Annotated in this window: 20 protein-coding genes; 15 read left to right on the forward strand and 5 right to left on the reverse strand. The window is 69.4% G+C overall.

Translation table 11 applies throughout. From position 1 onward, the window contains the following. Positions 1 to 155: 155 nt before the first annotated feature. Positions 156 to 1,403 (reverse strand): L,D-transpeptidase family protein, encoded by a 1,248-nt coding sequence (locus tag ACT541_RS19575; RefSeq protein ID WP_476138893.1) that lies wholly within the window; start codon positions 1,401 to 1,403, stop codon positions 156 to 158. Positions 1,404 to 1,658: 255 nt separating this feature from the next. Further along, entirely contained in the window at positions 1,659 to 2,612 is a 954-nt protein-coding gene (locus ACT541_RS19580; RefSeq protein ID WP_476138895.1) for an acetyl-CoA carboxylase carboxyltransferase subunit alpha, read from the reverse strand. A 658-nt stretch (positions 2,613 to 3,270) separates the two neighbouring features. Here ACT541_RS19580 and ACT541_RS19585 point away from each other — a divergent pair. The 8 genes from ACT541_RS19585 to ACT541_RS19620 all read left to right on the forward strand — a co-directional run bounded on the left by ACT541_RS19585 (position 3,271) and on the right by ACT541_RS19620 (position 15,356). After that, complete coding sequence (locus tag ACT541_RS19585; protein WP_476138897.1) at positions 3,271 to 4,686, forward strand: CmpA/NrtA family ABC transporter substrate-binding protein; 1,416 nt, start codon at positions 3,271 to 3,273, stop codon at positions 4,684 to 4,686. Between the two features lie 123 nt (positions 4,687 to 4,809). Then, complete coding sequence (locus ACT541_RS19590; RefSeq protein WP_476138899.1) at positions 4,810 to 5,904, forward strand: ABC transporter permease; 1,095 nt, start codon at positions 4,810 to 4,812, stop codon at positions 5,902 to 5,904. An 11-nt stretch (positions 5,905 to 5,915) separates the two neighbouring features. Further along, complete coding sequence (locus ACT541_RS19595; RefSeq protein WP_476138901.1) at positions 5,916 to 7,730, forward strand: ABC transporter ATP-binding protein; 1,815 nt, start codon at positions 5,916 to 5,918, stop codon at positions 7,728 to 7,730. Between the two features lie 11 nt (positions 7,731 to 7,741). Then, the gene (nirB, locus tag ACT541_RS19600; protein WP_476138903.1) at positions 7,742 to 10,195 is read left to right on the forward strand and encodes a nitrite reductase large subunit NirB; all 2,454 of its coding nucleotides are present in this window, start codon (positions 7,742 to 7,744) and stop codon (positions 10,193 to 10,195) included. A gap of 11 nt (positions 10,196 to 10,206) precedes the next feature. Continuing rightward, positions 10,207 to 10,539 carry a nitrite reductase small subunit NirD gene (nirD, locus tag ACT541_RS19605; protein ID WP_476138905.1) on the forward strand — a complete coding sequence of 111 codons (333 nt, stop codon included), beginning with the start codon at positions 10,207 to 10,209 and terminating at the stop codon, positions 10,537 to 10,539. A 276-nt stretch (positions 10,540 to 10,815) separates the two neighbouring features. Next, entirely contained in the window at positions 10,816 to 13,494 is a 2,679-nt protein-coding gene (locus ACT541_RS19610; RefSeq protein ID WP_476138907.1) for a nitrate reductase, read from the forward strand. 79 nt (positions 13,495 to 13,573) lie between these two features. After that, a complete protein-coding gene (locus tag ACT541_RS19615; RefSeq protein ID WP_476138909.1) occupies positions 13,574 to 14,161 on the forward strand; it encodes an ANTAR domain-containing response regulator in 588 nt (195 codons plus the stop codon). Between the two features lie 16 nt (positions 14,162 to 14,177). Further along, positions 14,178 to 15,356 (forward strand): CmpA/NrtA family ABC transporter substrate-binding protein, encoded by a 1,179-nt coding sequence (locus ACT541_RS19620; RefSeq protein WP_476138911.1) that lies wholly within the window; start codon positions 14,178 to 14,180, stop codon positions 15,354 to 15,356. 13 nt (positions 15,357 to 15,369) lie between these two features. On the opposite strand, the gene ACT541_RS19625 is transcribed toward ACT541_RS19620, so the two are convergent. Together ACT541_RS19625 and ACT541_RS19630 are read right to left on the reverse strand one after the other, a co-directional pair. Then, positions 15,370 to 15,882: a hypothetical protein gene (locus tag ACT541_RS19625; RefSeq protein ID WP_476138913.1), complete on the reverse strand. Its 513-nt coding sequence runs from the start codon at positions 15,880 to 15,882 to the stop codon at positions 15,370 to 15,372. Then, complete coding sequence (locus ACT541_RS19630; protein ID WP_476138915.1) at positions 15,879 to 16,679, reverse strand: DUF1295 domain-containing protein; 801 nt, start codon at positions 16,677 to 16,679, stop codon at positions 15,879 to 15,881. The genes ACT541_RS19625 and ACT541_RS19630 overlap by 4 nt, the downstream gene beginning before the upstream one ends. Positions 16,680 to 16,864: 185 nt before the next feature. Between ACT541_RS19630 and ACT541_RS19635 the strand changes: the two genes are divergently transcribed. The 6 genes from ACT541_RS19635 (at position 16,865) to ACT541_RS19660 (ending at position 22,219) form a co-directional block, all read left to right on the forward strand. After that, positions 16,865 to 18,100, forward strand: a complete 1,236-nt coding sequence (locus ACT541_RS19635; RefSeq protein WP_476138917.1) for a class I SAM-dependent methyltransferase — start codon at positions 16,865 to 16,867, stop codon at positions 18,098 to 18,100. A gap of 16 nt (positions 18,101 to 18,116) precedes the next feature. Beyond that, positions 18,117 to 18,512 carry a DUF2147 domain-containing protein gene (locus tag ACT541_RS19640; RefSeq protein ID WP_476138919.1) on the forward strand — a complete coding sequence of 132 codons (396 nt, stop codon included), beginning with the start codon at positions 18,117 to 18,119 and terminating at the stop codon, positions 18,510 to 18,512. Positions 18,513 to 18,532: 20 nt separating this feature from the next. Further along, the gene (locus tag ACT541_RS19645; RefSeq protein ID WP_476138921.1) at positions 18,533 to 18,940 is read left to right on the forward strand and encodes a DUF2177 family protein; all 408 of its coding nucleotides are present in this window, start codon (positions 18,533 to 18,535) and stop codon (positions 18,938 to 18,940) included. Positions 18,941 to 19,329: 389 nt separating this feature from the next. After that, positions 19,330 to 19,719, forward strand: coding sequence for a hypothetical protein (locus ACT541_RS19650; protein ID WP_476138923.1), 390 nt, complete (start codon positions 19,330 to 19,332; stop codon positions 19,717 to 19,719). A gap of 78 nt (positions 19,720 to 19,797) precedes the next feature. After that, entirely contained in the window at positions 19,798 to 21,039 is a 1,242-nt protein-coding gene (locus ACT541_RS19655) for a YeeE/YedE thiosulfate transporter family protein (protein WP_476138925.1), read from the forward strand. A gap of 22 nt (positions 21,040 to 21,061) precedes the next feature. Beyond that, complete coding sequence (locus tag ACT541_RS19660) at positions 21,062 to 22,219, forward strand: rhodanese-like domain-containing protein (RefSeq protein WP_476138927.1); 1,158 nt, start codon at positions 21,062 to 21,064, stop codon at positions 22,217 to 22,219. Positions 22,220 to 22,301: 82 nt separating this feature from the next. Here ACT541_RS19660 and ACT541_RS19665 read toward each other — a convergent pair whose 3' ends face one another. After that, complete coding sequence (locus ACT541_RS19665; RefSeq protein ID WP_476138929.1) at positions 22,302 to 23,831, reverse strand: methyl-accepting chemotaxis protein; 1,530 nt, start codon at positions 23,829 to 23,831, stop codon at positions 22,302 to 22,304. 775 nt (positions 23,832 to 24,606) lie between these two features. Between ACT541_RS19665 and ACT541_RS19670 the strand changes: the two genes are divergently transcribed. After that, positions 24,607 to 26,181 carry a cytochrome ubiquinol oxidase subunit I gene (locus tag ACT541_RS19670; protein ID WP_476138931.1) on the forward strand — a complete coding sequence of 525 codons (1,575 nt, stop codon included), beginning with the start codon at positions 24,607 to 24,609 and terminating at the stop codon, positions 26,179 to 26,181. Positions 26,182 to 26,191: the final 10 nt, after the last annotated feature.

Raw genomic sequence — 26,191 nt, forward strand, 5'->3', positions numbered from 1 at the left:
GCCTCGGACCGTCGCGTCTCGCCACGACACGATCACGACGCCGGCCCGACAGCGGCCCGCCACGGACCCGCCGCGACGCAGGTCCCGAAAAGACGAAGAGCCGCGACGGTGCCCCGCGCGGCTCTTCGGTGAATGCGAGACCCTTCTGCGACCGATCAGCCGCCGAAGGGATTGATCTTCTTCCACAGCGGCTTCTCCTCGCCGCCGTTGACCGCGGCGGCGGCCGGGTCGGCCGGCTTCGAGGGCTGGCCGAAGGACAGGAAGCGCTCGGAGAAGCTGGCCGTAGGCGCCTCGGCGGGCACCGTCGGCGCGGCGGCGACCTGGGTCGGCAGGCCGCGCGGCGAGGGCTTGGGCAGCGGCACCGCGAAGGGCGTGCCGGCCATCGAGGTGTCGCCGACCTCGTCGACCTCCGGCTTGGCGCCGAGCCACGAGGCGATCTTGGTGCCGGGCTTGGGCTTGGCCTTCTCCTCGGCCTCGGCGATGGCGCGCTGTTCGATCTTGCGCGCCTTCTCTTCCTCGGCCTTGGCGTGTTCGTCGAGTTCGGCGACGGCGACCTTGAAGGCCTTCTCGTCGGCGGCTTCCTTGGCCGCGACCGCCTGCTTGAGATCGCCCGGGACCTCGTAGCTCGGGCAGGCGCCGGTCGGATTGAACATCGTCGAATTGGGGTCGGTCGTCTGGGCGCCGAAGACGTAGCGCTTCTCGCAGACGTCGACCTTGGGCTCGAGCTTGGTCACCTCGAACTGGTCGGCGCCTTCCTTCAGGTTCTTCCAGAAGGCCATGTTCGGGTTCTTGCGATACTTGGCGAAGTTCTCCGCCGTCATCTTGAACGGGAAGGCCTGGAGCTGGAAGCCCTTCTGGCCGCCGTTGAAGGCCTCGCGCGCCAGCGCGTAGAGCTCTTCGACCTGCTCGTCGGTGACGATGAAGCAGCCGGCCGAGTTGACGCAGCTGCCGTGCACCATGACGGCCGAACCGGTGCGGTTCCAGGCGCGGTCGAAGGCGTTGGGATAGCCGACGTCATAGGCGAGGTGGAACTGCGAGTTGGGGTTCATCCGCCCCGGCGTGACGGTGTAGAAGCCCTCGGGCGACTGCTTGTCGCCTTCGCGGATCTTCGGACCGATCGTGCCGCCCCAGGTGCACAGCGGATAGCTCTTGAGCATGGCATAGCGGCCGGTGCGGTCGCGCTTCCACACTTCGAGAGTCGACTCCTGCTTGTAGACGCGCACGAGGATCGGATCCTCCTTGCGCATGCCCTTGGTCTCCATCAGGGCGAGCACCTCGGGCTTCAACGGCTTGAGGTGCTTGGTAGACCCACCGAGGGACGACTGCATGTCGTCCTGACAGGAGGCCACGAGGAGCCCGATCGACACGGCCGTGAAGAGCCGCAGCATCGTCTTGATCGCCATCTTCCACCCGAACGCGACGCGATCCGCATAGGTCCCGCGCCTCGACGACACGCGACCGTTCGAATCCGTTTGCCACATCGCGCCGATCCCTCGATCGCCGCGGCGGCCTGCAGACGTCAGCTTAGGTCCCCGACCTTGCGACTTGGTTACCGATTTGCCAACCGGTCCCCGAGCGATCCGGAGATTCCCCCAGAACGTCGACCCAGTCTAGCAGATAACCACCCATTGCGGCAAAACCGCGTTGCTGCGGATCCCTCAGAGCGAACGGCCGATCGCCAGGAACTTCTCGTGGCGGGCGTCGCGCAGCTGGTCGGGGGTCAGCGCCGAGAGATCGGCCAGCGCCTTCTCGATCGCGTCGCCGACCGCGCCGATCACTTTTTCCGGAGCGCGGTGCGCGCCGCCCAGCGGCTCGGCGACGACGCCGTCGACGACCTTGAAGCCGAAGAGGTCCTGCGCCGTGATCTTCATGCCGGTCGCCGCGTCCTGCGCCCGGGCGCTGTCGCGCCACAGGATCGAGGCCGCACCCTCCGGCGAGATCACCGAATAGATCGCATGCTCCAGCATGTAGACCCGGTTGGTCGCGGCGATGGCGATGGCGCCGCCCGAACCGCCCTCGCCGATGATCACCGAGACGTTCGGCACGCCGAGGCCGAGGCAGGCGTCGGTCGAGCGCGCGATGGCTTCCGCCTGACCGCGCTCCTCGGCGCCGATGCCGGGATAGGCGCCGGCGGTGTCGACGAGGCTGACGACCGGCAGGCCGAAGCGCTCCGCCGTCTCCATCAGGCGCACCGCCTTGCGATAGCCCTCGGGCTTGGCCATGCCGAAATTGTGCTTGATGCGGGTCGCGGTGTCCGAGCCCTTCTCGTGGCCCATGATGCACACCGGCTGACCGCGGAAACGGCCGAAGCCGCCGACGATCGCCGCGTCCTCGCCGAAGGCGCGGTCGCCGGCCATCGGCGTGAAGTCCTCGACCAGCGCGCCGACGTAGTCGACGAAATGCGGCCGGTCGGGATGGCGCGCCACCAGCGTCTTCTGCCAGGGGCTGAGCTTCTGGTAGATCTCGGCGAGCGCCTGCGACGCCTTCGCCTCGAGCTTGGCGATCTCGTCCTTGACGTCGACCGCCGAGCCCTTCTCGGCGAGCGTGCGCAGTTCCTGGATCTGCCCTTCGAGGTCGGCGATCGGCTTTTCGAATTCGAGATAGCTGCGCATGTCCGGATCGTCCGTTCTCGGCGGAAGCGGGCGCGTCGGCGGGTGCCGCCGTCCCCTCTTCCTCGCCTCGCTCGACCGGTCGCGACGACCGTCGCGCCGGACGTGTCCGGCGAGGCTTGGCGGCGGCAAATCGCCATGACCCGACACGAATGTCAAGTTTGCGCCCGCGACGCCTCGCCCTCGGCATCCCCCGATGCCGCAACGGCAGCCGAGCCGGGTGGAATCGCGATCTCGCCCCGCCCCCGAAACGGTCTCCGACCGGCCGTCGAAGATACGTGCATGCTCATGATGCAGTCGCAATTGTTGCTCGAGAATTGACCAATCGCTCGCATCTCGAGCGTGCGTCGACGGCGAACGGCCGTGCGCCGCCGACGCACGAATGGCGCAACTCGTTGATTTATTTCAATCCGCTGCACTGCGGCACGATTGGCACGGCACCTGCAAAGGAGATCCCGGTCAACGACGACCCAACGTCCACCAATTCGACCCATCGACGGGATCGAGCGGTAGGGGCGGTTCTCGAACCCGCGGCACGACCTTTCCGGTCCTTTCGCCGTCACATCGATGAACCGGGTCGTACGTTCTCGCGCCCGTCTCGGGCCGCGCCGTGACCACTCCCTCGCCGTTCGCACTCGACACGATCAACCGAGGGGGTTCCATGTCGAACACGCCGTTCAATGCCGGGCCGTCGCGCCGCCGCTTCCTGCTCTCCACCGCCGCGCTCGGTGCCGCGACGCTGGTTTCGACCTCGGTCGTGACCCGCGCGCTCGCCGCACCGCTCGCGCTGGAGAAGGACGTCGTCAAGCTCGGCTTCATCAAGCTGACCGACATGGCGCCGCTGGCGATCGCCCAGGAGAAGGGCTTCTTCGAGGACGAGGGCCTGCAGGTCCAACTCGAGGCGCAAGCCAACTGGAAGGTCAACCTCGACCGCGTCATCACCGGCGAGCTCGACGGTGCCCACATGCTGGCCGGCCAGCCGATCGGCGCCACCATCGGCTTCGGCACCAAGGCCGAAGTGATCACGCCGCTGTCGATGGACCTCAACGGCAACGCCATCACCGTCTCCAACGCCGTGTGGGCGGAGATGAAGAAGCACGTCCCGGCCGGCCCCGACGGCAAGCCGGTCCATCCGATCTCGGCCTCGAGCCTGAAGCCGGTGATCGACAAGCTGAAGGCCGAGGGCAAGGCCTTCAACATGGGCATGGTCTTCCCGGTCTCCACCCACAACTACGAACTGCGCTACTGGCTCGCCGCCGGCGGCATCCATCCGGGCTTCTATTCGCCCGAGAACGTCTCCGGCCAGATCCTCGCCGAGGCGCTGCTTTCGGTGACGCCCCCACCGCAGATGCCGGCCACCATGGAGGCCGGCACCATCATGGGCTACTGCGTCGGCGAGCCGTGGAACCAGGCCGCCGTGTTCAAGGGCATCGGCGTGCCGGTGATCACCGACGACGAGATCTGGAAGAACAACCCGGAGAAGGTCTTCGGCGTCACGAAGAAGTGGGCCGAGGAGAACCCCAACACGCTGCTCGCCATCACCAAGGCGATGATCCGCGCCTGCCAGTGGCTCGACGAGGGCAACGGCAAGAACCGCGCGGAAGCCGTGAAGATCCTGGCGAAGCCCGACTATGTCGGCGCCGACGAGAAGGTCATCGCCAACTCGATGACCGGCACCTTCGAATACGAGAAGGGCGACAAGCGTCCGGTCCCGGACTTCAACGTCTTCTTCAGGTACTTCGCCACCTACCCCTATCTCTCCGACGCCGTCTGGTACCTGACCCAGATGCGCCGCTGGGGCCAGATCCCGGAGGCGAAGTCGGACGACTGGTACGCCGAGACCGCGAAGAAGGTCTATCGCCCGGACATCTACCTGAAGGCGGCCGCGGCGCTGATCGCCGAAGGCAAGGCGAAACGGGAAGACTTCCCCTTCGGCTCCGACGGCTACAAGGCGGTCGACGCCGGCTTCATGGACAAGGTCCCCTTCGACGGCAAGAAGCCCAACGCCTACATCGACGCCCTCGCGATCGGCCTCAAGGGCCGCGAGAAGATCGTCGGCAACGCCGTCCAGGGCTGAGACCCCGCGCCCGGAGCCACGGCTCCGGGCCTCGGGCGGGGCCTCGGCCCCGTCCCTTCCCCGAACGACCCGTGACCGAGCCCGGTGGATGTCGCCGCGGCTCCAGCGAAGATGGATCGACCCATGACCGTCGCCACCGACCCGCTCCTCGCCGATGCCGCCACGACGGCCGAACGCGAAGCCCGCCGCCAGCGCTGGTTCGCGCGCATCACCCGGATCGAGGGCTGGCTCTCGGTCTTCGGCCTCGGCTTCGTCGTGCCGATCCTGAGGATCGTCGGCGGCGACAGCCCGAAGGCGCAAGGCCGCGAACTGTGGCGGCTGGCCGGCGTGCCGGTCCTGGCGATCGTGATCTTCCTCGCGCTGTGGGGCACGCTCGCCCCCCGCATCCAGACCTCGCTCGGCGCCATTCCCGGCCCGGCGGCCGTATGGGAGCAGTTCGGCGTGCTGATCGCCGACCATGCCGCCGAGCGCGCCAAGGAGGCGGCGTTCTACGAGCGGCAGGACAAGCGGATCGCCGAGGCGCGCGCCGCCAACCCGCCGGTCGAGATCAAGGCGAAGTCCTATGTCGGCAAGCCGACCTACGTCGACAAGATCCTGACCTCGCTGAAGACCGTCTTCACCGGCTTCCTCATCGGCACGCTGGTCGCCGTGCCGCTCGGCATCCTCGCCGGCCTGTCGCCGACGGTGAACGCCGCGATCAATCCCTTCGTGCAGATCTTCAAGCCGGTGAGCCCGCTCGCCTGGCTGCCGCTCGTCACCATGGTCGTCTCGGCGCTCTACACCTCGAACGACCCGATGTTCGAGAAGTCCTTCCTGGTCTCGGCGATCACCGTGACGCTGTGCTCGCTGTGGCCGACGCTGATCAACACCTCGCTCGGCGTCGCCTCGATCGACAAGGACCTGATGAACGTCGCCAAGGTGCTGCGCCTCGGCTGGGCGAAGAAGGTCTTCAAGCTCGTCATCCCGTCGTCGCTGCCGCTGATCTTCACCGGCATGCGCCTGTCGCTGGGCGTGGGCTGGATGGTGCTGATCGCCGCCGAAATGCTCGCCCAGAACCCCGGCCTCGGCAAGTTCGTGTGGGACGAGTTCCAGAACGGCTCGGCCGCCTCGCTCGCCCGCATCATGGTCGCCGTCTTCACCATCGGCATCATCGGCTTCCTGCTCGACCGCGTGATGTACGCGCTGCAGGCCGCCTTCACCTTCTCCGCCAAGCGCTGAGGGAGGAAGCCATGAGCGATCCGACCCCGATCATCGAACTGAAGCACGTCTCGAAGTCCTACGGCTCCGGCGACGGCGTCACCCACGTGCTCGCCGACGTCAACCTCTCGATCCGCGACGGCGAGTTCGTCGCCATCCTCGGCTTCTCGGGCTCCGGCAAGACGACGCTGATCTCGACCATCGCCGGCCTCGTGATGCCCGACAGCGGCGAGGCACTGATGAAGGGCGAGCCGATCCGCGCGCCGGGACCGGAACGCGGCATCGTCTTCCAGTCCTATTCGCTGATGCCCTGGCTCACCGTCCACGGCAACATCATGCTGGCGGTCGAGACCGTGTTCCCGCACGAGACCGCCGCCGAGCGCGAGGCGCGCGTCGCCAAATACATCGACATGGTCGGACTGACGCATGCCCGCGACCGTCGCCCGGCCGAGCTCTCCGGCGGCATGCGCCAGCGCGTCGGCATCGCCCGGGCGCTCGCCATGAGCCCGGAGGTGCTGCTCCTCGACGAGCCGCTCTCGGCGCTCGACGCGCTGACCCGCGCCAAGCTCGGCGACGAGATCGAGCGCATCTGGGAGCAGGACAAGAAGACCGTCGTCCTCGTCACCAACGACGTCGACGAGGCGCTCCTCCTCGCCGATCGCATCATCCCGCTGACCGTCGGCCCCGGCGCGACGCTGGCCAAGGAGTTCGTCGTCGACCTGCCGCGCCCGCGCGACCGCACGGCGTCGAGCCACGATCCCGCCTTCAAGCGCCTGCGCGCCGAGATCACCCAGTGCCTGATGGACATGGGCATCGCCGAAGGCGGCGACGCCGACGACGGCCGCACGCTGCCCAACGTCATTCCCGTCCACTTCCGCGAGGACGTGGCACGCGTGAAGGCCGCCGCCCGCGAGGCCCGCGCCGCGATGAAGAACGGCTCCCCCCTGCCGAAGGCCTGGGCCGAGGCCGCCCGGCCGAAGACCGGCATCGTCGAGCGCTTCGTCGAGTTCGACGAGGTGAAGAAGATCTACCCGACGCCCAAGGGCCCGCTGACCGTCGTCGACGGCTTCGATCTCAACATGAGGCGCGGCGAGTTCGTCTCGCTGATCGGCCATTCCGGCTGCGGCAAGTCGACGGTTCTGACCATGGTCGCCGGCCTCACCGACGTGTCGCTGGGCGGCATCGTGCTCGACGGTCGCGAGGTCGATCAGGCCGGCCCCGACCGCGCCGTGGTGTTCCAGGCGCCGAGCCTCTTCCCCTGGCTCTCGGCCCGCGAGAACGTTCTTCTCGGCTGCGACGAGGTCTATCCGACCGCGACCAGGGCCGAGAAGGCCGAGATCGCCGACTACTACCTCGCCCGCGTCGGCCTCGCCGACAGTCTCGACAAGCCCGCCTCCGACATGTCGAACGGCATGCGCCAGCGGGTCGGCATCGCCCGCGCCTTCGCGCTGTCGCCGAAGCTGCTGCTGCTCGACGAGCCCTTCGGCATGCTCGACAGCCTGACGCGCTGGCAGCTGCAGGAAGTGCTGATGGAGGTGTGGACCCGCACCCGCGTCACCGCGATCTGCGTCACCCACGACGTCGACGAGGCGATCCTGCTCGCCGACCGCGTGGTGATGATGACCAACGGCCCGAACGCCAAGATCGGCAAGATCGTCGAGATCGACATGCCGCGCCCGCGCACCCGTCGCGCCCTGCTCGAACACCCCCGCTACTGGGAGTACCGCGAGGAGATCCACTCCTTCCTCGCCGAATACGAGCACGGCGCCACGCCCGCCAAACCCCGCGCAACCGCCGACGCCGGCGCCGGTCGTCCGGCCCGCGCGGTCGCCGCCCAGCATTCGTGAGCGAGGTTCCCATGACCGCACCCGCCCCCCAGAAACTCGTCGTCGTCGGCGCCGGCATGGCCTCCGGCCGTGCCCTCGAATACCTCTTCGAGGCAGACCGCTCCGCCTATGACGTGACGCTGTTCAACGCCGAACCGCGCGGCAACTACAACCGCATCATGCTGTCGCCGGTCCTCTCCGGCGAGAAGACCTACGAGGAGATCGTCACCCACGACGACGCCTGGTACGCCGCAAACGGCGTCGCCTGCCGCTTCGGCGAGCGCGTCGTGGCGATCGACACCAAGGCCAGGACGGTCACCGGCGAGAAGGGCACGGTCTCCTACGACAAGCTCGTCATCGCCACCGGCTCCGCCCCCTTCATCATCCCGGTTCCCGGCAAGGACCTCCCCGGCGTCGTCGCCTATCGCGACCTCGACGACACCAGCGCGATGATCGCCGCGGCGAAGCCCGACACCCGTGCCGTCGTCATCGGCGGCGGCCTCCTCGGTCTCGAGGCGGCGGCGGGTCTCAGGCTCCGCGGCATGGAGGTGACGGTCGTCCACCTGATGGGCCACCTGATGGAGCGTCAGCTCGACGAATCCGCCGGCTGGCTCCTGAAGCGCGACCTCGAGAAGCGCGGCATCACGGTGCTGCTCAATGCCTCGACCAAGGCGATCCTCGGCGAGACTCGCGTCGAAGGCGTCGAACTCGCCGACGGCACGCTGATCCCCGCCGATCTCGTCGTCATGGCCGTCGGCATCCGTCCGGAGACGACCGTCGCCCGCGCCGCCGGCCTCATGGTCAACCGCGGCGTCCTCGTCTCGCAGCAGATGGTGACCTCCGACCCGGACGTGCTGGCGCTCGGCGAATGCGTCGAGTTCGAAGGCCAGCTCTTCGGCCTCGTCGCCCCCCTCTTCGATCAGGCCAAGGTCCTCGCCGCGACGCTGCTCGGCCGGGACGCCGCCTTCGCGCCGAAGGAACTCTCGACCAAGCTCAAGGTCACCGGCTGCGATCTCTTCTCGGCCGGCGACTTCACCTCCGCCGAGGGCCGCGAGGACATCGTGCTGCGCGATCCGGCACGTGGTCAGTATCGCCGCCTCGTGCTCGAGGGCGATCGTCTCGTCGGCGCCGTGATGTACGGCGACACCGCCGAGGGCGCGTGGTTCTTCGACCTGATCCGCGACAAGACCGACGTCGCCGCCATGCGCGACACCCTGATCTTCGGCGCCGCCCATCAGGGGAGCGCCCCGCTGGACCCTACGGCGGCCGTTGCAGCCTTGCCGGATGAGGCGGAAATCTGCGGCTGCAACGGCGTCTGCAAGGGAACGATCGTCCGCGCGATCAAGGACGGGGGCCTGACCTCGCTCGACGAGGTCCGGGCCGTCACCAAGGCCTCGGGCTCCTGCGGCCAGTGCACGCCGAAGGTCGAGCATGTGATCGCCGCCACGCTGGGCGCCGCCTTCGCCGGCCCCACCCGCAAGACCATGTGCAAATGCACTGAGCATACACATGGCGAGGTCCGCGAACTGATCCGCTCCAAGGGTCTGAAGTCGATCCCGGCGGTGATGCAGGAACTCGGCTGGAAGACGCCGAACGGCTGTTCGACCTGCCGCCCGGCGCTCAACTACTACCTCGTCTGCGACTTCCCCGGCGAATACGTCGACGACGGCCGCTCGCGCTTCGTCAACGAACGCCTCCACGCCAACATCCAGAAGGACGGCACCTTCTCGGTCGTCCCGCGCATGTGGGGCGGCCTGACGACGGCGGCGGAACTGCGCGCCATCGCCGACATCGCCGAGAAGCACGCCGTGCCGCTCGTCAAGATGACCGGCGGCCAGCGCATCGACCTCCTCGGCGTGCCGAAGGAAAACCTCACCGCGATCTGGAAGGACCTCAACGACGCCGGCATGGTCTCCGGCCACGCCTATTCCAAGGGCCTCAGGACGGTGAAGACCTGCGTCGGCAAGACCTGGTGCCGCTTCGGCACGCAGGACAGCATGGGCCTCGGCGTCAGGCTCGAGAAGCTGATGTGGGGCTCGTGGACACCGGCCAAGGTCAAGCTCGGCGTCTCCGGCTGCCCGCGCAACTGCTCGGAGGCGACGATCAAGGACATCGGCGTCGTCTGCGTCGACAGTGGCTACGACATCCACATCTCGGGCGCCGCCGGCCTCCATGTGCGCCCGACCGACCTCCTCTGCCACGTCGAGACCGAGGAGGAGGTGCTCGAGTACTCGGCCGCGCTGCTGCAGATGTACCGCGAGGGCGGGCTCTATCTCGAGCGGATCTACAAGTGGCAGGACCGCGTCGGCCTCGACACGATCAAGGCGGCGATCGTCGAGGACGCCGCCTCGCGCAAGGCCTTCCACGAGCGCTTCCTCCATTCGCAGAGCTTCGCGCAGATCGACCCCTGGGCCGAGCGCGTCGCCGGCACCGACGCCCACGAGTTCGAACCCCTGACCATCGTCCCGGCGCTCGCCGCCGAATGAGGAGATCCGCCATGACGCAATGGTACGACCTCGGACCGATCGACGAGATCCCGCCGCTCTCCGCCCGCACCGTCCGCATCGCCGGCCGCGAGATCGCGGTCTTCCGCACCGCCGACGGCGATGCCTTCGCCCTGGAGAACCGCTGCCCGCACCGTGGCGGCCCGCTCGCCGACGGCATCGTCCATGGCCGCAAGGTCGCCTGCCCGCTGCACAATTGGGTGATCGACCTCGCCTCGGGCGACGCCACCGGCGCCGACGAGGGCTGCGCGGCGGCCTTCCCGGTCGAGGTCGAAGCCGGCCGCCTCCGCCTCGGCATCGCACCCGAGGCGCTCGCCGCCGAGTGAGTCGGAGAAGGTGGTTCGGCCGATGGTGCCTGGCACCGCGAGACCGAACGCCCCCCTCCCTGTCCCTCCCCCTCGAGGGGGGAGGGGACCCGGCAGAACCGGCCTTCGTGACAGCGCATCCCTCGCGCGGCGCGGTTCCTTTTCGAAGGCCCTCGCCGCACCGCCCTCTCCCCCCTCGAGGGGGAGAGACGGAGAGGGGGGGGCGAAGCGAAAGCGGAGCTCCCGGCACCTCCCCAGACCATCCCCGGCCGACACCCGTCGCCGAAGGAGACCCGCATGTCCGACATCGTCCGTTCGACCCTCACCACCTGCCCCTATTGCGGCACCGGCTGCGGCGTGAAGGCCGACGTCCATGCCGACGGTCGGGTGACGGTTTCCGGCGATCCGGATCATCCGGCGAATTTCGGCCGCCTCTGCGTCAAGGGCTCGGCGCTGGCCGAGACCTTGACCCGGGAGGGTCGGCTCACCCACCCCGCGATCGACGGCGCCCGCGCCACCTGGGACGACGCGCTCGACCGCGTGGCCTCGACCTTCCGCGCCGCGATCGACGAACACGGGCCGGATTCGGTCGCGCTCTATCTCTCCGGCCAGATCCTCACCGAGGATTATTACGTCGCCAACAAGCTGATGAAGGGCTTCGTCGGTTCCGCCAACGTCGACACCAACTCGCGCCTCTGCATGGCCTCGTCGGTCGCCGGCCACAAGCGCGCCTTCGGCACCGACACCGTGCCGCAGACCTACGAGGACCTCGAGAAGGCCGATCTCGTCGTCCTCGTCGGCTCGAACCTCGCCTGGTGCCACCCGGTGCTCTACCAGCGCCTCGCCGCCGCCAAGGCGGCGCGCCCGCGCATGCGCGTCGTCACCGTCGACCCGCGCCGCACCGCGACGAGCGAGATCGCCGATCTCCATCTGGGCATCGCACCCGGCACCGACGTCGCCCTCTTCGCCGGCCTCCTCCGAGCGTTGGAGCGCGCGGGCAAGCGCGACGCCGCCTTCGTCGCCGACCACACGAGCGGCCTCGAGGCGGCGCTCGACGCCGCCGCCCCCTTCGCCGACATCGCCGAAGTCGCCCGCGTCACCGGCCTCGAGGCCAGGGACGTCGAGGCCTTCTTCGCCCTCTTCGCCGCGACCGAGAAGGTCGTCACGGTCTATTCGCAGGGCGTCAACCAGTCCGCCGCCGGCACCGACAAGGTCAACGCCATCATCGGCTGCCATCTGCTCACCGGCCGCATCGGCCGCGAGGGCGCGGGCCCCTTCTCGGTCACCGGCCAGCCCAACGCCATGGGCGGCCGCGAGGTCGGAGGGCTGGCGAACCAGCTCGCCGCCCATCTCGAACTCGCCGACCCCGCCCATCGCGACCTCGTCCGCGACTTCTGGCAGGCCCCGACCGTCGCCGAGACGCCCGGCCTCAAGGCGGTCGATCTCTTCGACGCGGTCGAGCGGGGCGAGATCAAGGCGTTGTGGATCATGGCGACCAACCCGGTCGACAGCCTGCCCGACGCCGATCGGGTGAAGCGCGCCATCGCGAACTGCCCCTTCGTCGTCGTCTCCGACGTCATGGCAGCGACCGACACCACCGCCCTCGCCCATGTCCTGCTGCCGGCCGAGGCCTGGGGCGAGAAGGACGGCACGGTGACCAACTCCGAACGCCGGATCTCGCGCCAGCGCCGCTTCCGCCCCGCCCCCGGCGAGGCACGCCCCGACTGGTGGGCATTGGCAGAGGTCGCTCGCCGCCTCGGCTTCGTCGACGCCTTCGACTACACCGGCGCGGCGGCGATCTTCCGCGAACATGCCGGCCTCTCGGGCCATCGCCCCGAGATCGCCCGCGACTTCGACATCTCCGCCTTCGACGACCTCTCCGACGCCGGCTTCGAGGCGCTCGCCCCCTTCCAGTGGCCGCGCCGCAAGGGCGAGGCGGTGCCGAACGGCGACCGCCGCTTCTTCGCCGACGGCCGCTTCTTCACCCCCGACGGGCGTGGCCGCTTCGTGCCGACACCCTATCGCGCGCCCCGCGCCGCGACGACGCCGCAGCGTCCGTTCCGTCTCAACACCGGCCGCATCCGAGACCAGTGGCACACGATGACGCGCACCGGCGTCGCCCCGACGCTCTCCTCCCATGTCGCCGAACCCTTCGCCGAGATCGCGCCGAGCGACGCCGCCCGCCTCGGCATCGCCCCCGCGAGCCTCGTCCGCATCGTCTCCGACCGCGCCGAGATCGTCGTGCGCGCCCTCGTCACCGATCGCCAGCCGCCGGGCGGCGTCTTCGTGCCGCTGCACTGGACCGATCGCTTCGCGGCCAAGGCCCGCGTCGACGCCCTGATCGCACCGGCGACCGATCCGATCTCCGGCCAGCCGGAATCGAAGGCCGACGTCGTGGCCCTCGCCCCGTTCGCCGCCCGCTGGCACGGCTTCGCCGTCACCCGGCACGACGATCCGAAACCCACGACCGACTACTGGGCCCGCGCCCGGATCGTCGGCGGCCATCGCCTCGAACTCGCCGGGGCGACCCCGCTCGAAGACCCCGCCGCCCTGGCGCGCACCCTCTTCGGCGACGTCGAGACCATCGTGCTGGAAGACCGCGCCCGCGGCCGCCTGCGCCTCGCCGCGATCGCCGACAGAGCGGTCGTCGGCCTGCTCTTCGTCGCCGCCGAACCGGTCGAGGCGTCGCGCGACTGGCTGGTCGGCCGCTTCGCCGAAGACATCGATGAGGCCGAGGCGATCGCCCTCCTCGCCGGACGCCCCGCGGGCCGCCGCGCCGATCCCGGCCGTCGGGTCTGCTCGTGTTTCGGCACCGGCATCAACCAGATCCGCGACGCGGCCGCCGAGGGCTGCGCCAGCGTGACGGCGATCGGCGAGAAGCTCCGCGCCGGCACCAACTGCGGCTCCTGCCGCCCGGAAATCGCCCGTATCCTCGCCGACGCTCGGTCGACCGTCACGGCGGAAGCCGCGGAATGAGGCAGGGAGACATCGGAGCGGGCCTTGCCCCGGCCGCGAGGCGAGACGAAGATGCGGCATCCGAAGCGTGAGTTCGTCCTTGGCCGACAAGACCCTGACGATCCTGGTGATCGACGAGAATCCGGCGCGTGCCGCCGTCCTCGAGGACGGGCTGCGCGAGGCTGGTCATGTCTCGGTCGTCCGCCTCGACACCACGCACGAGCTGCTGCGCCGCATCTTCGAGATCGACCCGGACGTCATCCTGATCGACCTCGAGAGCCCGTCGCGCGACGTGCTCGAACAGATGTTCCAGGTGTCGCGCACGGTGAAGCGGCCGGTCGCCATGTTCGTCGACCAGTCGGACACCGCCTCGATCGAGGCCTCGGTCGATGCCGGCGTCTCGGCCTACATCGTCGACGGGCTGAAGAAGGAGCGGGTCAAGTCGATCCTCGACATGACGGTCTCGCGCTTCAACGCCTTCGACCACCTGCGCCAGGAACTGCAACGCGCCCGCGACGAACTCGCCGACCGCAAGACCATCGAGCGCGCCAAGGGCATCCTGATGAAACAGAAGGGTCTCGACGAGGCGGAGGCCTATCGGCTGATGCGCAACGCGGCCATGAACGGAAAGATGAAGCTCTCCGACGTCGCCCGATCGATCGTGACGGCGGCGGAGCTTCTGACGTGACGGGGGAAGGCGCGCGATGACGGAACCGGATCGGCCGAAGGGCTCCGCGACGGCGGCGACGCTGAGGATCGGCTTCATGCCGCTGCTCGACGCCGCGCCGATCGTCGTCGCCCGCGACCTCGGCTTCGCCGCCGACGAGGGCCTGACGCTGGAGCTCCATCGCGAGACCTCGTGGGCGAACATCCGCGACCGCGTCTTCCTCGGCCATTTCGACGCCGCCCACATGCTGGCGCCGATGGCGCTCGCCACCCGCCTCGGCATCGGCCGCGTCCCCACGCCCGTCGTCGCCCCCTGGGTGATCGACCACGGCGGCAATTCGATCGCCGTCACGCCCGCCCTCCACGCCGAGGGCGGCGACTGGGGCGCGCCGGGCGATCCCGTCGCCTCCGGCCGCGCGCTCGCCCGCGTCGTCGCGGCCCGTGCCGCCCGCGGTGCCGAACCCCTGACGCTCGCCGCCGTCTATCCCTTCTCCTGCCACCACTACCAGCTCTGCCACTGGCTCGAGGCCGCCGGCCTCGTGCCGGAACGCGACGTGCGCATGGTGGTGGTGCCGCCGCCGCACATGGTCGAGGCGATGGCGTCCGGCAGCGTCGACGTCGTCTGCGTCGGCGCACCCTGGACCAGCCGTGCCGTCGAGGCCGGCGTCGGCCGCCTGCTGATGCCCGCCTCCGCCCTGTGGCCGGCGGTGCCGGAAAAGGTCGTGGCGCTGCGCGAGAGCGTGGCGGCGGAACGGACCGAGGAGACTGCGGCGCTGATCCGCGCCCTCGACCGCGCCTCGCAATGGTGCGACGACCCGGCCAACCGCGCCGATCTCGCCGCTCTCCTCGCCCGCCCCGACGTCGTCGGCGTCGAGGCCGCCGTGGTCGAGCGCGCACTCGCCGGCCTCCTGCCGGTCGAGACGGGCAGCCCGCCGATGCGGGTTCCGGGCTTCCTGCGCTTCCACGGCGACGGACCGACCGGCCCGGTCAACCGCCCGCGCGAGGCCGACGGCCTGTGGTTCGCCGCCCAGATGCTGCGCCGCGGCCAGTTCGCCGATCGCGCCGCCGCCTTCGAAGCGGCGCGTGCCACCTTCTCCCCGGCGATCCGCGACGCCGTCCTCGGCCGCCCCGCGCTCGCCGGTGGCGAGACGGTGACGACCTTCGCCGGCCCGGTCTTCTCCGGCGACCGCCCCGACGCCTGGCTCGAGGCGATCTGAACGGATCTCGACCTCACTTGATGCCGGCGAAGCGCCAGCCGAGGAAGAACGAGAGCCCTGCGACCGAAAAGGCGTTGAGGCCGAGGAGTGCGCCCGCCGCTTCGCCGCTCCATGGGCCCAGCGCCGCGCCGAGACCGAACCGGGCGACCACGAAGACGGCGCCGAGCCCGACCAGCAATGCCCGCGACCACCGCGCCTCGTCGGCGCGGAAGGCGAGGACGGCGAGCATCAGGCAGGGCACGAGGAAGAGTTCCGCCCCGCTCGCGGCGCCGAAGAGCCTGGTGGCGAGAAGCGTGTCGATCGCCCCGACGACCGGCAGGGCGAGCCGGGCAGCGAGCGAATGCCGCCGCGCGAGGAGCGCGATCGCCGCATAGGCCGGCATCGTCGCGACCGTCGGCCAGGCGGCGAGCCCGTCGCCCGCCACCCAGCCGACCCACAGTGGATAGAACGGCTTGTTGGCGACGATCAGCCAGGCGGTCGCGGCCGTCGTCGCGGCGCGTGCGTCGTCTTCCACCGCCGCCGTCATCGCCCCGCCTCCGGCGCGATCCCGCGCGGTGGGCGGGGGAAGAAGGCCGGCACGCGCTCCCGATAGGCGGCGAAGGCCGCGCCGCGGCTCGAAGCCATGTGCGCCTCGAGCGGCGGGATGCCGGAGACTTGCGTGAGCAGCCAGCCCATCATCGCCGGCGCGGCGAATGCGAGAAGGCCGATCGGCCAGAGGACCGGCGCCGACAGGGCGAAGAGCGCCAAGGCGCACCAGCCCAGCCATTCGAAGAAATAGTTGGGATGGCGCGACCAGCCCCACAGCCCGACGTCGCAGACCCCGCCCGGCCCACTTGCCCGGCGAAATCGCGCGAGCTGCGCATCGGCCACCGCCGCCCCGACGATCGCGACGACGAGGAGGACCGTCGCCGACCCGTCGACGACGGTCGGGAACGGCGCCGGATTGGCGCTCGCCAGATGGATCGCCCCGACCAGCACGATGCCGGCCACCGCCTGGATCTGCAGGAAGACGAGGAGCCGCCGCGGGAAGGCCTCGCCCCATTGGCGCGCGAGTTCGGCATAGCGCGGGTCGTCGCCGGCGCCGCGCGTCCGCGCCGCGATGTGACCGGCCAGCCGCCCCGACCACAGCGCGACGAGCCCCCCGACGAGCCAGGCCCGCCCGCCGCCACCCGAGGCCACGACCGCGAGGAGCCCGCCGACGCCGACCGATGCCGACCAGATCGCGTCGATCCAGCCGCTCTTCCCCGTCGCCAGCCGGACCACCCAGGCGGCGGTCATGGCGAGGGGGAGGAGCGCGACGGCGGCGAGAAGCATGAGCGACATGGGGTGTCTCCGGCGGATCGCCTCGGCGTCCTCTCTCCTCTACGTCGCAACCCCGCCGACGGATCGCTCGGCCCGCCCCGTCACGCGTTTCCCGAGAAATTTGCCGCGGCGATGAACCGTCGCCCGCCGTCGCTGCGTATCCCCTCGGACAAACCGATCCCGGAACCGACGCGAGAGAGGTCGACATGAGCCATACCGAGGACAATTCGATCGGCGCCGCCGACGTCGCGACCTTCGCCGGCGACCGCATCCGCGGCATCCGCGCGCGCCTCTTCGACCGCCTGCTCGCCGGCCTCGCCCATGGTCGGCTCAGAGTGATCCTGCCCTCGGGCGCGAGCTTCGCCCGCACCGGCCGCGCGCCGGGACCCGACGCCACCATTCGCCTGCGCAACTGGCGCGCCCTCGGCCGCATCCTGACGCGCGGCGACATCGGTTTCGCCGAAGGCCACATCGCCGGCGACTGGACGAGCCCCGATCTCGTCGCGCTGATCCGCCTCGCGGCCCTCAACACCGCCGAGCTGCGCCGCGCCGTGCGCGGCAATCCCCTCTTCCGCGGTCTCGAGCGCCTGTGCCACCTCGCGCGCGGCAACACGAAGCGCGGCAGCCGGCGCAACATCGAGGCCCACTACGACCTCGGCAACGACTTCTATCGCCTCTGGCTCGACCCCTCGATGCTCTATTCCTCGGCGATCTTCGACGCGACGACGCCGACGCTCGAGGCGGCGCAACAGAGGAAGCTCGACCGCATCGTCGAGCTGCTCGACCTCTCCGGCGGCGACCACGTGCTCGAGATCGGCTGCGGCTGGGGCGCGCTGGCCGCCCGGCTCGGCGAAGCGGGGGCGAGCGTCACCGGCATCACGCTCTCGCCGTCGCAGCTCGCATGGGCGCGCGACACGATCGCCGAGCGCGGGCTCGAGGGCTCCGTCGACCTGCGGCTTCAGGACTATCGCGACGTCGCCGAGCGTTTCGACCGCGTCGTCTCGATCGAGATGTTCGAGGCGGTCGGCGAGGCCTGGTGGCCGACCTATTTCGCCACCGTCGCCCGCGCCCTGAAGCCCGGCGGCCGCGCCGTCCTCCAGGTGATCTCGATCGCCGAGGACCGCTGGGACGACTATCGCCGCGACGCCGACTTCATCCAGAAGCACGTCTTCCCCGGCGGCTTCCTGCCGTCGCGCACGGCCTTCGCGCAAGCGGTCGCCGCCGCCGGCCTGCGCATCGAGTCGGCCGAGCACTTCGGCCTCTCCTATGCCGAGACGCTCGCCGAATGGCGCCGCCGCTTCCACGACCGCTGGCCGGAGATCGCCGTCGGCGGCTTCGACGATCGCTTCCGTCGGCTCTGGGACTACTACCTCGCCTATTGCGAGGCCGGGTTCCGCGAGGAGGCGATCGACGTCGGCCTCTACACCCTGGTTCACGCCTGAGACGAGGAGATCCGCCATGACCCGTGCCGCATGGTCCTCCCCCGCCGTCGTCGCAGCCGCACTCCTCGTGCCGTTCCCCGGCCACGCCGCCGCCGAGCCTTCGCCCTTCGGCCTGTGGGCGCGCGGCGACGGCAAGGCCAAGGTCCGCATCGAACGCTGCGGCGGCGACATCTGCGCCATCAACACCTGGATCCGCGAGGGGACGTCCGGCGAGAAGGCGGGCGACCGCCTCGTCATGTCGGTCGCCCCCTCGGGCGCCGGCCGCTGGGCGGGCACCGCCTTCGATCCGCAGCGCGACCTCGACTATCGCCTCACCATGACGGTCGGCGAGGAGCGGATGACGACGCGCGGCTGCGTCCTCGCCGGCCTCGTCTGCAAGGACATGGGCTGGACCCGCCTCCCCCGCGACTGATCGCCCGAAAGGACGCCCCGATGAAGACGCTCCTCGTCGCCCATGTCGCCACCGCGACGGCCTTCCTCGCCCTCGACGCCGTCTGGCTGACGCTGATGGCCGACCGGATCTATCGACCGGCGATGGGCGACATGGTGCTCGACGGCTTCCGCCTCTTGCCCGCGATCGTCTTCTACCTCGTCTATGTCGTCGGCCTCGTCCATTTCGGCGTGAAGCCGGGGCTCGCCGGCGGCATGGCGGCGACGGTCGGCAATGCCGCCCTCTTCGGTCTCGTCGCCTACGCCACCTACGATCTCACCAATCAGGCGACGCTGAAGCACTGGTCGACGGTTCTCACCGTCGCCGACATCGCCTGGGGCACGGTCGCCTCGACGCTCGCCGCCCTCGCCGGCCGCACCGCCGCCCTGTGGGTCGCCCCGACCGCCTGATCGACGAGCGGTCAATCCGCGATCACGTGGCAGACGATTGACCATGCGATCGTCTCGCGCGACGGCGCCCGGGCCACCGGACGGACGGCAGACGACGTCGACATTTCTCCGGTGTCACAGACGCTTACCGCGGCCGCCCGACGGCCGCGAAGGCCATTTCGTCGCATGCCGTAGTCCTCCGATCGGGAGCAATGCGCGAGGCATCCCGTCACCTCGGCGCGCCGCGAGGTGGAAATCATAATTGCGAATATTCGGATGTTCGCATCCACCGACGAGGCGCGGTTCGTGCCGCTCGGGAGAGAGGGGCAGGCACGATCGGTCGGCGGAGCATCGGATCACCGGGAGGAGCGCCGTCGCGTCCGGCGGGCCGACCAACGTGGAGCCGGACGATGCGTCGTCTCTTCGCCGCCACCCTCATCGCCGCCGCCGGCGTCCTCGTCGCCACCCAGGCCCTCGCCTACGACGCCGACTGGAAGCGGGGGCGCATCTACTATCGCAGCGTCTGCACCGCCTGCCACGTCGCCGAGCCGATCGGCTCGATCGCGCCCTCGACCCGCACCAAGGCGGAATGGGCCGACTATCTGAAGGCCGACAGCCACGCCAAGGGCAAGGACAAGGTCTCGACCTACGTGTCGAAGGCCCATCGCGCCGCCATCAAGGGCGCCAACAAGGCGGCGGAGAAGTTCGCCGAGGTCGCCGACGAGGAGCTCGCCGCCGACATCGCCGCCTTCCTCGCCCGCGGAGCCAAGGACGGCGACGAACCCGCCTCCTGCAACTGATCGACCGCCCCCGTCCGCAGCGGGACGCGCGCGACGCCGAACCCTCGGCGCGCATCGTCCCGTCATGGGAGAACCAGCATGAGCGCAGACGCCAAACCCCGCTTTCCGGGCCTGAGGGAGGACTGGAACAAGCTCTTCGTCGAGGAATGGTCGCCCTATCTCGGGGCGATCCTGCTCGTCCTCCTCGTCGTCGCCCTGATGACCACCGGCCTCTTCTGGGGCGTCTTCGGCGGCGTCAAATACTGGGGCGATCGGCTGAACTCGGCGATCGGGCTCGGCGGCCTGCTCGGCATCGCCGAGCCGAAGGAGGGCCTCCTCGGCCACCGCATGAGCCTGATGAACATCCTGCTCGTCGCCGGCGCCGCCACCGCCGCGCTGCTCTCCGGCCAGTTCGCCGTCAACCGCCCGCCCAAGATCGAATATGTCTGGGCAGCCCTCGGCGGCTCCATGATGGGGATCGGCGCCGCGCTCGCCGGCGGCTGCACCACCGGCGGCTTCTTCAACCCGGTCGTCCATTCCTCGCCCGCCGGCTGGGCGATGTGGGCTGGCCTGCTCGCCGGCGCCTGGATCGGCCTCAAGGCGCTCCTGTGGACGCTCGACAACGTCGAATGGGGCACCGCCGCGCCGATGCCCTGGCAGGTGCCGCCGGCCGTGAAGCGGCTCTATCCGGTCGTCGGCCTCGCCGCGATCGTCGGCGTCGTCCTGTGGTCCGCGTCGTGGTGGGCCTCGCCCGACAAGCAGATCGCCACCCGCGCCATCATCGTCGCCGTCGGCTTCGCCATCGGCTTCGTCATGCACCGCTCGCGCCTGTGCTTCGCCCGCTCGATCCGCGAGCCCTTCATGACCGCCGAGGGCACCATGACCAAGGCCGTCATCCTCGCCATGGCCGTGGGCATGCCGATCGCCGCCCTGCTCTTCCGCGCCAAGGTGATCGACCCCTACGTCGCCATCCCCGCCACCTTCTGGCTCGGCTCGCTCGCCGGCGGCGTGATCTTCGGCTTCGGCATGGTCTTCGCGGGCGGTTGCGCCTCCGGCGCGCTGTGGCGGATGGGCGAAGGCCACCTCAAGCTCTGGGTCGCCATGGCCTTCTTCGCCTGGGTCGGCTCGATCGCCGCCGCGATCTTCAAGAAGACCGGCCTCTCCGCCATCGACGAGACCAACGTCGAGACCTGGGAAATCACCGGGATCGGCCGCCAGGCCTTCCTGCCCGACATGCTCGGCGGCTGGGGCCTCGCCCTCCTCGTCGGCTTCGGGCTGCTCGCGCTCTGGTACGCGATCGTCCGCTGGAACGAGACCACCGAGAAACTCACCGTCCTGTGACGGATCCTCAGGGAGAAGACCGATGAAACCGAGACTTCATGTCCTCGCCGCCGCCTTCGCCATCGCCACCGCGAGCGCCGTCCTCGTCGTGCCCGTCGCGCCCGCGTCGGCCCAGACCGCGCTGCAGCCGAAGGAAGGCTGGTTCCAGACGCTGACCACCTTCGAGAAGCTGCGCCCCGACGTCACCATCCCGCCGAAGAAGGGCCTCGTCGTCATCGACAGCCGGCCGGCGGCGCGCCAGTACGACCCCGGTCACATCCCCGGCGCGATCTCGATCCCCGACAGCGCCTTCGACAAGGCGGTCGACAGGCTGCCCGCCGACAAGGCCACCCGCCTCGTCTTCTACTGCGGCGGCGTCGACTGCATGCTCTCCCACGACAGCGCCCGCAAGGCCAAGGCGCTCGGCTACACCGCGATCGAGGTCTATGCCGAGGGCATGCCGGACTGGAAGGCCAAGGGCGGACCGGTCGCTGTCTCCGCCGCCCACATCAAGAAGCTGATGGACGAGAAGCAGTCCTTCACGCTGATCGACGCCCGTCCGAAGCGCGTCACCGACAAGGGCGTCATCCCCGGCGCGCTGGCGATCTCCGACACCGAGTTCGAGAAAAACGTCGACAAGCTGCCCGCCGACAAGGCGTCGCTCGTCGTCTACTACTGCGGCGGCCTCGAATGCGTGCTCTCCGACCAGTCGGCCGACAAGGCGCGCAAGCTCGGATACACCAACGTCGTGACCTACCCCGAAGGCTATCCCGAATGGGAGAAGCTCTACGGCGCCGGCCCCGCCACGGCCGCCGCTGCCCCCGCCGCCGCTCCGACCGCGGCGCCGGCCAAGGCGGCGCTCGTCGCCGGCAAGGAGAAGGGCTCGGTGACGGTCGCCTCCTTCGAGGCGGCGTGGAAGGCCGATCCGGCCTCGATCGTCCTCGTCGACGTCCGCAACGCCAGCGAGTATGCCGCCGGCACCATCAAGGGCGCGATCAACGTGCCGATGGGCGAGCTCGAGAAGAAGCTCGCGACCTTCCCGAAGGACAAGCCGATCGTCTTCATCTGCGGCACCGGAGCTCGCTCGGGCGAGGCCTACGACACCGCCAAGATGTTCGCCGCCGATCTGCAGACGTCCTTCCTCGACGCGACCATCAAGTTCGCCGGCGACGGCACCGCGACCATCGCCGAGAAGAAGTGATCGCACGAAGACCGGCGCGGCGGTCCGAACCGTCGCGCCGACATCCGCCGGCCGGGACGCGCATGCGCGTCCCGATCGTGCGTCATGCGCACCGCATCAGGGCGCGGCTCAGCCGTCCGAGACCCTGGAAGACCTCGTCGCCGGCGTCGTTCATGGCGACGAGATGGGCGATCGCCTCGCTCTTGGCGTGGCGCTCCTGCGCGGCGAGCGCCTGGACCGCCTCGCGATGGACGCGGGCATGCGGCTCGGCGATGCAGGCGAACTCGGGGCGCTCCCGCACCGCCGGATCGCGCACGCCGTCGTACCACTTGCCGAGCCGGCAGCAGTGATGATCCGGCACCTCGGTCGAGGCGAACCTGCGGTGTCCGAGGATCGCGTCGACCACCTTCTTCTTGAAGATGACGTGGTCGATCTGGGTCATCTCGAGGATCGCCTCGCTCTGCGACTCGCCCGAGAAGAGCTTGCCGGCCTGCGCCTCGTTGCGATCGTTGGAATGCTCGAGTTTCTTGGTCATGCGATCGAGCAGGACGACGTTGTCGGCCGCGAGCTTCGCGCCGGTCTCCACCGTGAGGGCGATCTCGGCGCTGGCCGCCTGCTGCTGTTCGAGCACTGCGGCGATCGAGCCGATCCGGGCATCGACGTTGGAGACCAGCGACGCGATCCGGTTCATCGCGTCGGAGACCTCGTCGATCGCCCCCTCGCCGGTCGAGGCCGCGCCCTCGGCGCGCCGCATGGCGTCGGCCATGCCGGTCAGGACGTTGCGCATGTCGCCGATCGAACGGCCGATGCTGTCGGTCGCCGTGGCCGTCTGACCCGCCAGTTGCTTGACCTCGCCCGCCACCACGGCGAAGCCACGGCCGCTCTCGCCGGCGCGGGCCGCCTCGATCGTAGCGTTGAGGGCGAGGAGATTGGTCTGTTTGGCGATGGCGTCGATCGACCCGAGCACGCCGGCGATCTGGTCGAAGGCGGTCTCGAGCGCGGCCAACCGGTCGCGGGTCTCGCCGGTGACGGCGCTGATGTTGCCCATCGCCGTCGTCAGGCGTCCGACGTTCTCCGCCGAGGTCGAAGCGGCCTGCGAGGCGTTCCGCGCTTCGCCCATCGCGTCGTGGCTCGCCCGTGAGATCTCGCCGATCGAGGCGGCCATCTCGTTGGTCGCACTCGCCATCGACTGCGCGCTGGCGACGGCGGCCTCGACGTTGTTGGACAGACCCGCGAGCTCGACCGCGACGGCGTTCACGTCGGACACGGTCTCCGCCAGCGTGCGCATGCCGCGAACCTGCACGCAGGTCGCGTTCGACGCGAGCGCCGCGCGATGGGCGGCATCGCCGGCGGCCCGTTCGACGATCGCCTTGAGACGCCCGTAGAGCCGGCAGAGGTGGTCGGCGGACTGCGCGCTGCCCGGTAGCCAACGGCCGACGACGCGACGCAGGCGGCGGCCGAGCTCGTCGTCGAGCGCCGTCGACAGCACGTCCGCCGCGACGTCGCCCCGTACGATCGCCTGCTCGGCTTCGCTCTCCGGCACCGCCGGTTCGAAGAGGCGTGCCGCCAGTTCCGCCGCTCCGTCGCTCGGCCCGCCGTTCGCACACCCCCTGAAACCCGTCGTTTCAGCCACCGGTCCATTCGTTGCGCGGGCGAGCATGCTCATGATTCTACACTCCTTTTCACGACACGATCATCGCACACACACCTTGCGGCCGGGTTAAAAGGTATATGAGTTGTATAATTTCATCACCGGTTCGAGGCGCAATCGCCCGCGGCCGAGCGAACGGCCACGGGCGCAGGGGCGGCCCTTCGCGGCACGTCGTCGGTGACGGCAGATCGGCCGGCGGCCCTTCCTGCGCTGCGGCAACCCGGCTGCGCCAGATCAAGCGGCGGCCGAGAAGAACGAAGCAACGGCGGCGTACCGAGCGTCCTTCGTCCCACCGAGCTTGATTCAAGTCGCCCGACGTCGGTCTTCGCAACCTCGCGGAGATTGTGCTCGGAGCATTTCGACCAGCAGTCGACCATGCAAAACTCAAGTCGTCGCCACTCGCTGTCACGATGATGGACGCATTGGCGTCGATTGATCGAAATCAACACAGTACTCGCGACATGAGCCCAAGCGTCGCGCTGCCTTTTGGGAAATTGTATTGCAGGCGTCTGCATGCGACCTTCTGCCTCGCCGGTGGTCGGCCATCGCGAAAACATCAGTCGACGTATGACGTTGGCTCGATGTGCGCCGTCGATGCGCGCGCTCCGACACGCAATCGTGACGAAGGTCGCAGGTCGAGGTCATTCCTTCACAAAAAATGCAGGTTTAATCTTGTACTTGTAATCAATATTTGAAGGCCTCTCGCCGCGCTTGCGCCTCTCGACCGGCCCGCCCCCCACAAGAGGACGTCGACATCATGATCGATCCGACATTCGTGGAGCTGTCGCGTTGGCAGTTCGCCGCGACGGCGCTCTACCATTTCCTGTTCGTCCCCCTGACCCTCGGCATGTCCTGGCTGCTGGTCATCATGGAGACCGTCTATGTCCTGACGGGCAAGGAAATCTACAGGGACATGACCAAATTCTGGGGCAAGTTGTTCGGCATCAACTTCGCTCTCGGTGTCACCACCGGCCTGACGATGGAATTCGAATTCGGCACGAACTGGTCGTATTATTCGCACTACGTCGGCGACGTCTTCGGCGCCCCGCTGGCGATCGAGGGCCTGATGGCCTTCTTCCTCGAATCGACCTTCATCGGCCTGTTCTTCCTGGGCTGGGACAAGCTGTCGAAGCGCAAGCATCTGGCGGTGACCTTCCTCACCGCGCTCGGTTCGAACCTCTCGGCGCTGTGGATCCTGGTCGCCAACGGCTGGATGCAGAACCCGGTCGGCTCGATCTTCTCGCCCGAGACCATGCGCATGGAGATGACCTCCTTCGCCGAGGTGCTGTTCAACCCCGTCGCCCAGGTGAAGTTCGTCCACACCGTCTCCGCCGGCTACGTGACGGCCTCCGTCTTCGTCATGGCGATCTCGTCCTGGTATCTGCTGAAGGGCCGCGACCTCGGCTTCGCCCGGCGTTCCTTCGCCGTCGCCGTCGGCTTCGGCCTCGCCTCGGCGCTGTCGGTGATCGTGCTGGGCGACGAGAGCGGCTACGAGCTCGGCGACGTCCAGAAGGTCAAGCTCGCCGCCATCGAGGGCGAATGGAAGACCGAAGCCCCGCCAGCCGCCTTCACCGTCTTCGGCTTCCCGAGCCAGGACGGCCGCGACACGGCGAGCGCGATCCGGATTCCCGGCGCCCTCGGCCTGATCGCCACGCGCTCGCTCGACAAGCCGGTCCGCGGCCTCGAAGACCTGCAGAACGAGCACGAGGCGCGCATCCGTTCCGGCCAGATCGCCTACGGCGCGCTCTCGAAGATCCGCGCCGGCGACAAGTCGGCCGAGACGCGGGCCACCTTCGATGCCCATGCCCGCGACATCGGCTTCGGCCTGTTGCTGAAGCAATATGTCGAGGACCCGGCCAAGGCGAGCGAAGCCGACATCAAGGCGGCCGCCGTCTCGACCATCCCGACGGTCTGGCCGCTGTTCTGGTCGTTCCGCATCATGGTCGCCTTCGGCTTCTTCATGCTCTTCGTCTTCGTGACGGGCTTCCTGCTCAACGCTCGCGGCACGCTGGAGAAGAACCGCTGGTTCTTGAGGACAGCGCTGTGGACGCTGCCGCTGCCCTGGCTCGCCTGCGAACTCGGCTGGTTCGTCGCCGAATTCGGACGCCAGCCCTGGGCGATCGGCGAAGTGCTGCCGACCTTCCTCGCCACCTCGAGCCTGACGACGGGAGACCTGATCTTCTCGCTCGCCGGCTTCCTCACCTTCTACACCATCCTGCTCGTCGCCGAGATCTTCCTGATGGTGAAGTTCGCGCGTCTCGGTCCGAGTTCGCTCGGCCTCGGTCGCTATCACTTCGAGCGCGGCGCCCCCGCCGCCGCCCCGGCCGAATGAACCGGAGGAG

The sequence above is a fragment of the Pinisolibacter sp. DMC100 genome, from assembly GCF_056313705.1.

What these genes read in the sequence shown, in the direction of transcription:
- ACT541_RS19610 (WP_476138907.1), top strand. Translation starts at nt 10,816, where the DNA reads ATGTCCGACATCGTCCGTTCGACCCTCACCACCTGCCCCTATTGCGGC.
- ACT541_RS19595 (WP_476138901.1), top strand. Translation starts at nt 5,916, where the DNA reads ATGAGCGATCCGACCCCGATCATCGAACTGAAGCACGTCTCGAAGTCC.
- ACT541_RS19625 (WP_476138913.1), bottom strand. Translation starts at nt 15,882, where the DNA reads ATGACGGCGGCGGTGGAAGACGACGCACGCGCCGCGACGACGGCCGCG.
- ACT541_RS19655 (WP_476138925.1), top strand. Translation starts at nt 19,798, where the DNA reads ATGAGCGCAGACGCCAAACCCCGCTTTCCGGGCCTGAGGGAGGACTGG.
- ACT541_RS19575 (WP_476138893.1), bottom strand. Translation starts at nt 1,403, where the DNA reads ATGGCGATCAAGACGATGCTGCGGCTCTTCACGGCCGTGTCGATCGGG.
- ACT541_RS19640 (WP_476138919.1), top strand. Translation starts at nt 18,117, where the DNA reads ATGACCCGTGCCGCATGGTCCTCCCCCGCCGTCGTCGCAGCCGCACTC.
- ACT541_RS19585 (WP_476138897.1), top strand. Translation starts at nt 3,271, where the DNA reads ATGTCGAACACGCCGTTCAATGCCGGGCCGTCGCGCCGCCGCTTCCTG.
- nirD (WP_476138905.1), top strand. Translation starts at nt 10,207, where the DNA reads ATGACGCAATGGTACGACCTCGGACCGATCGACGAGATCCCGCCGCTC.
- ACT541_RS19645 (WP_476138921.1), top strand. Translation starts at nt 18,533, where the DNA reads ATGAAGACGCTCCTCGTCGCCCATGTCGCCACCGCGACGGCCTTCCTC.
- ACT541_RS19590 (WP_476138899.1), top strand. Translation starts at nt 4,810, where the DNA reads ATGACCGTCGCCACCGACCCGCTCCTCGCCGATGCCGCCACGACGGCC.
- ACT541_RS19580 (WP_476138895.1), bottom strand. Translation starts at nt 2,612, where the DNA reads ATGCGCAGCTATCTCGAATTCGAAAAGCCGATCGCCGACCTCGAAGGG.
- ACT541_RS19670 (WP_476138931.1), top strand. Translation starts at nt 24,607, where the DNA reads ATGATCGATCCGACATTCGTGGAGCTGTCGCGTTGGCAGTTCGCCGCG.
- ACT541_RS19620 (WP_476138911.1), top strand. Translation starts at nt 14,178, where the DNA reads ATGACGGAACCGGATCGGCCGAAGGGCTCCGCGACGGCGGCGACGCTG.
- ACT541_RS19630 (WP_476138915.1), bottom strand. Translation starts at nt 16,679, where the DNA reads ATGTCGCTCATGCTTCTCGCCGCCGTCGCGCTCCTCCCCCTCGCCATG.
- ACT541_RS19635 (WP_476138917.1), top strand. Translation starts at nt 16,865, where the DNA reads ATGAGCCATACCGAGGACAATTCGATCGGCGCCGCCGACGTCGCGACC.
- ACT541_RS19660 (WP_476138927.1), top strand. Translation starts at nt 21,062, where the DNA reads ATGAAACCGAGACTTCATGTCCTCGCCGCCGCCTTCGCCATCGCCACC.
- ACT541_RS19650 (WP_476138923.1), top strand. Translation starts at nt 19,330, where the DNA reads ATGCGTCGTCTCTTCGCCGCCACCCTCATCGCCGCCGCCGGCGTCCTC.
- nirB (WP_476138903.1), top strand. Translation starts at nt 7,742, where the DNA reads ATGACCGCACCCGCCCCCCAGAAACTCGTCGTCGTCGGCGCCGGCATG.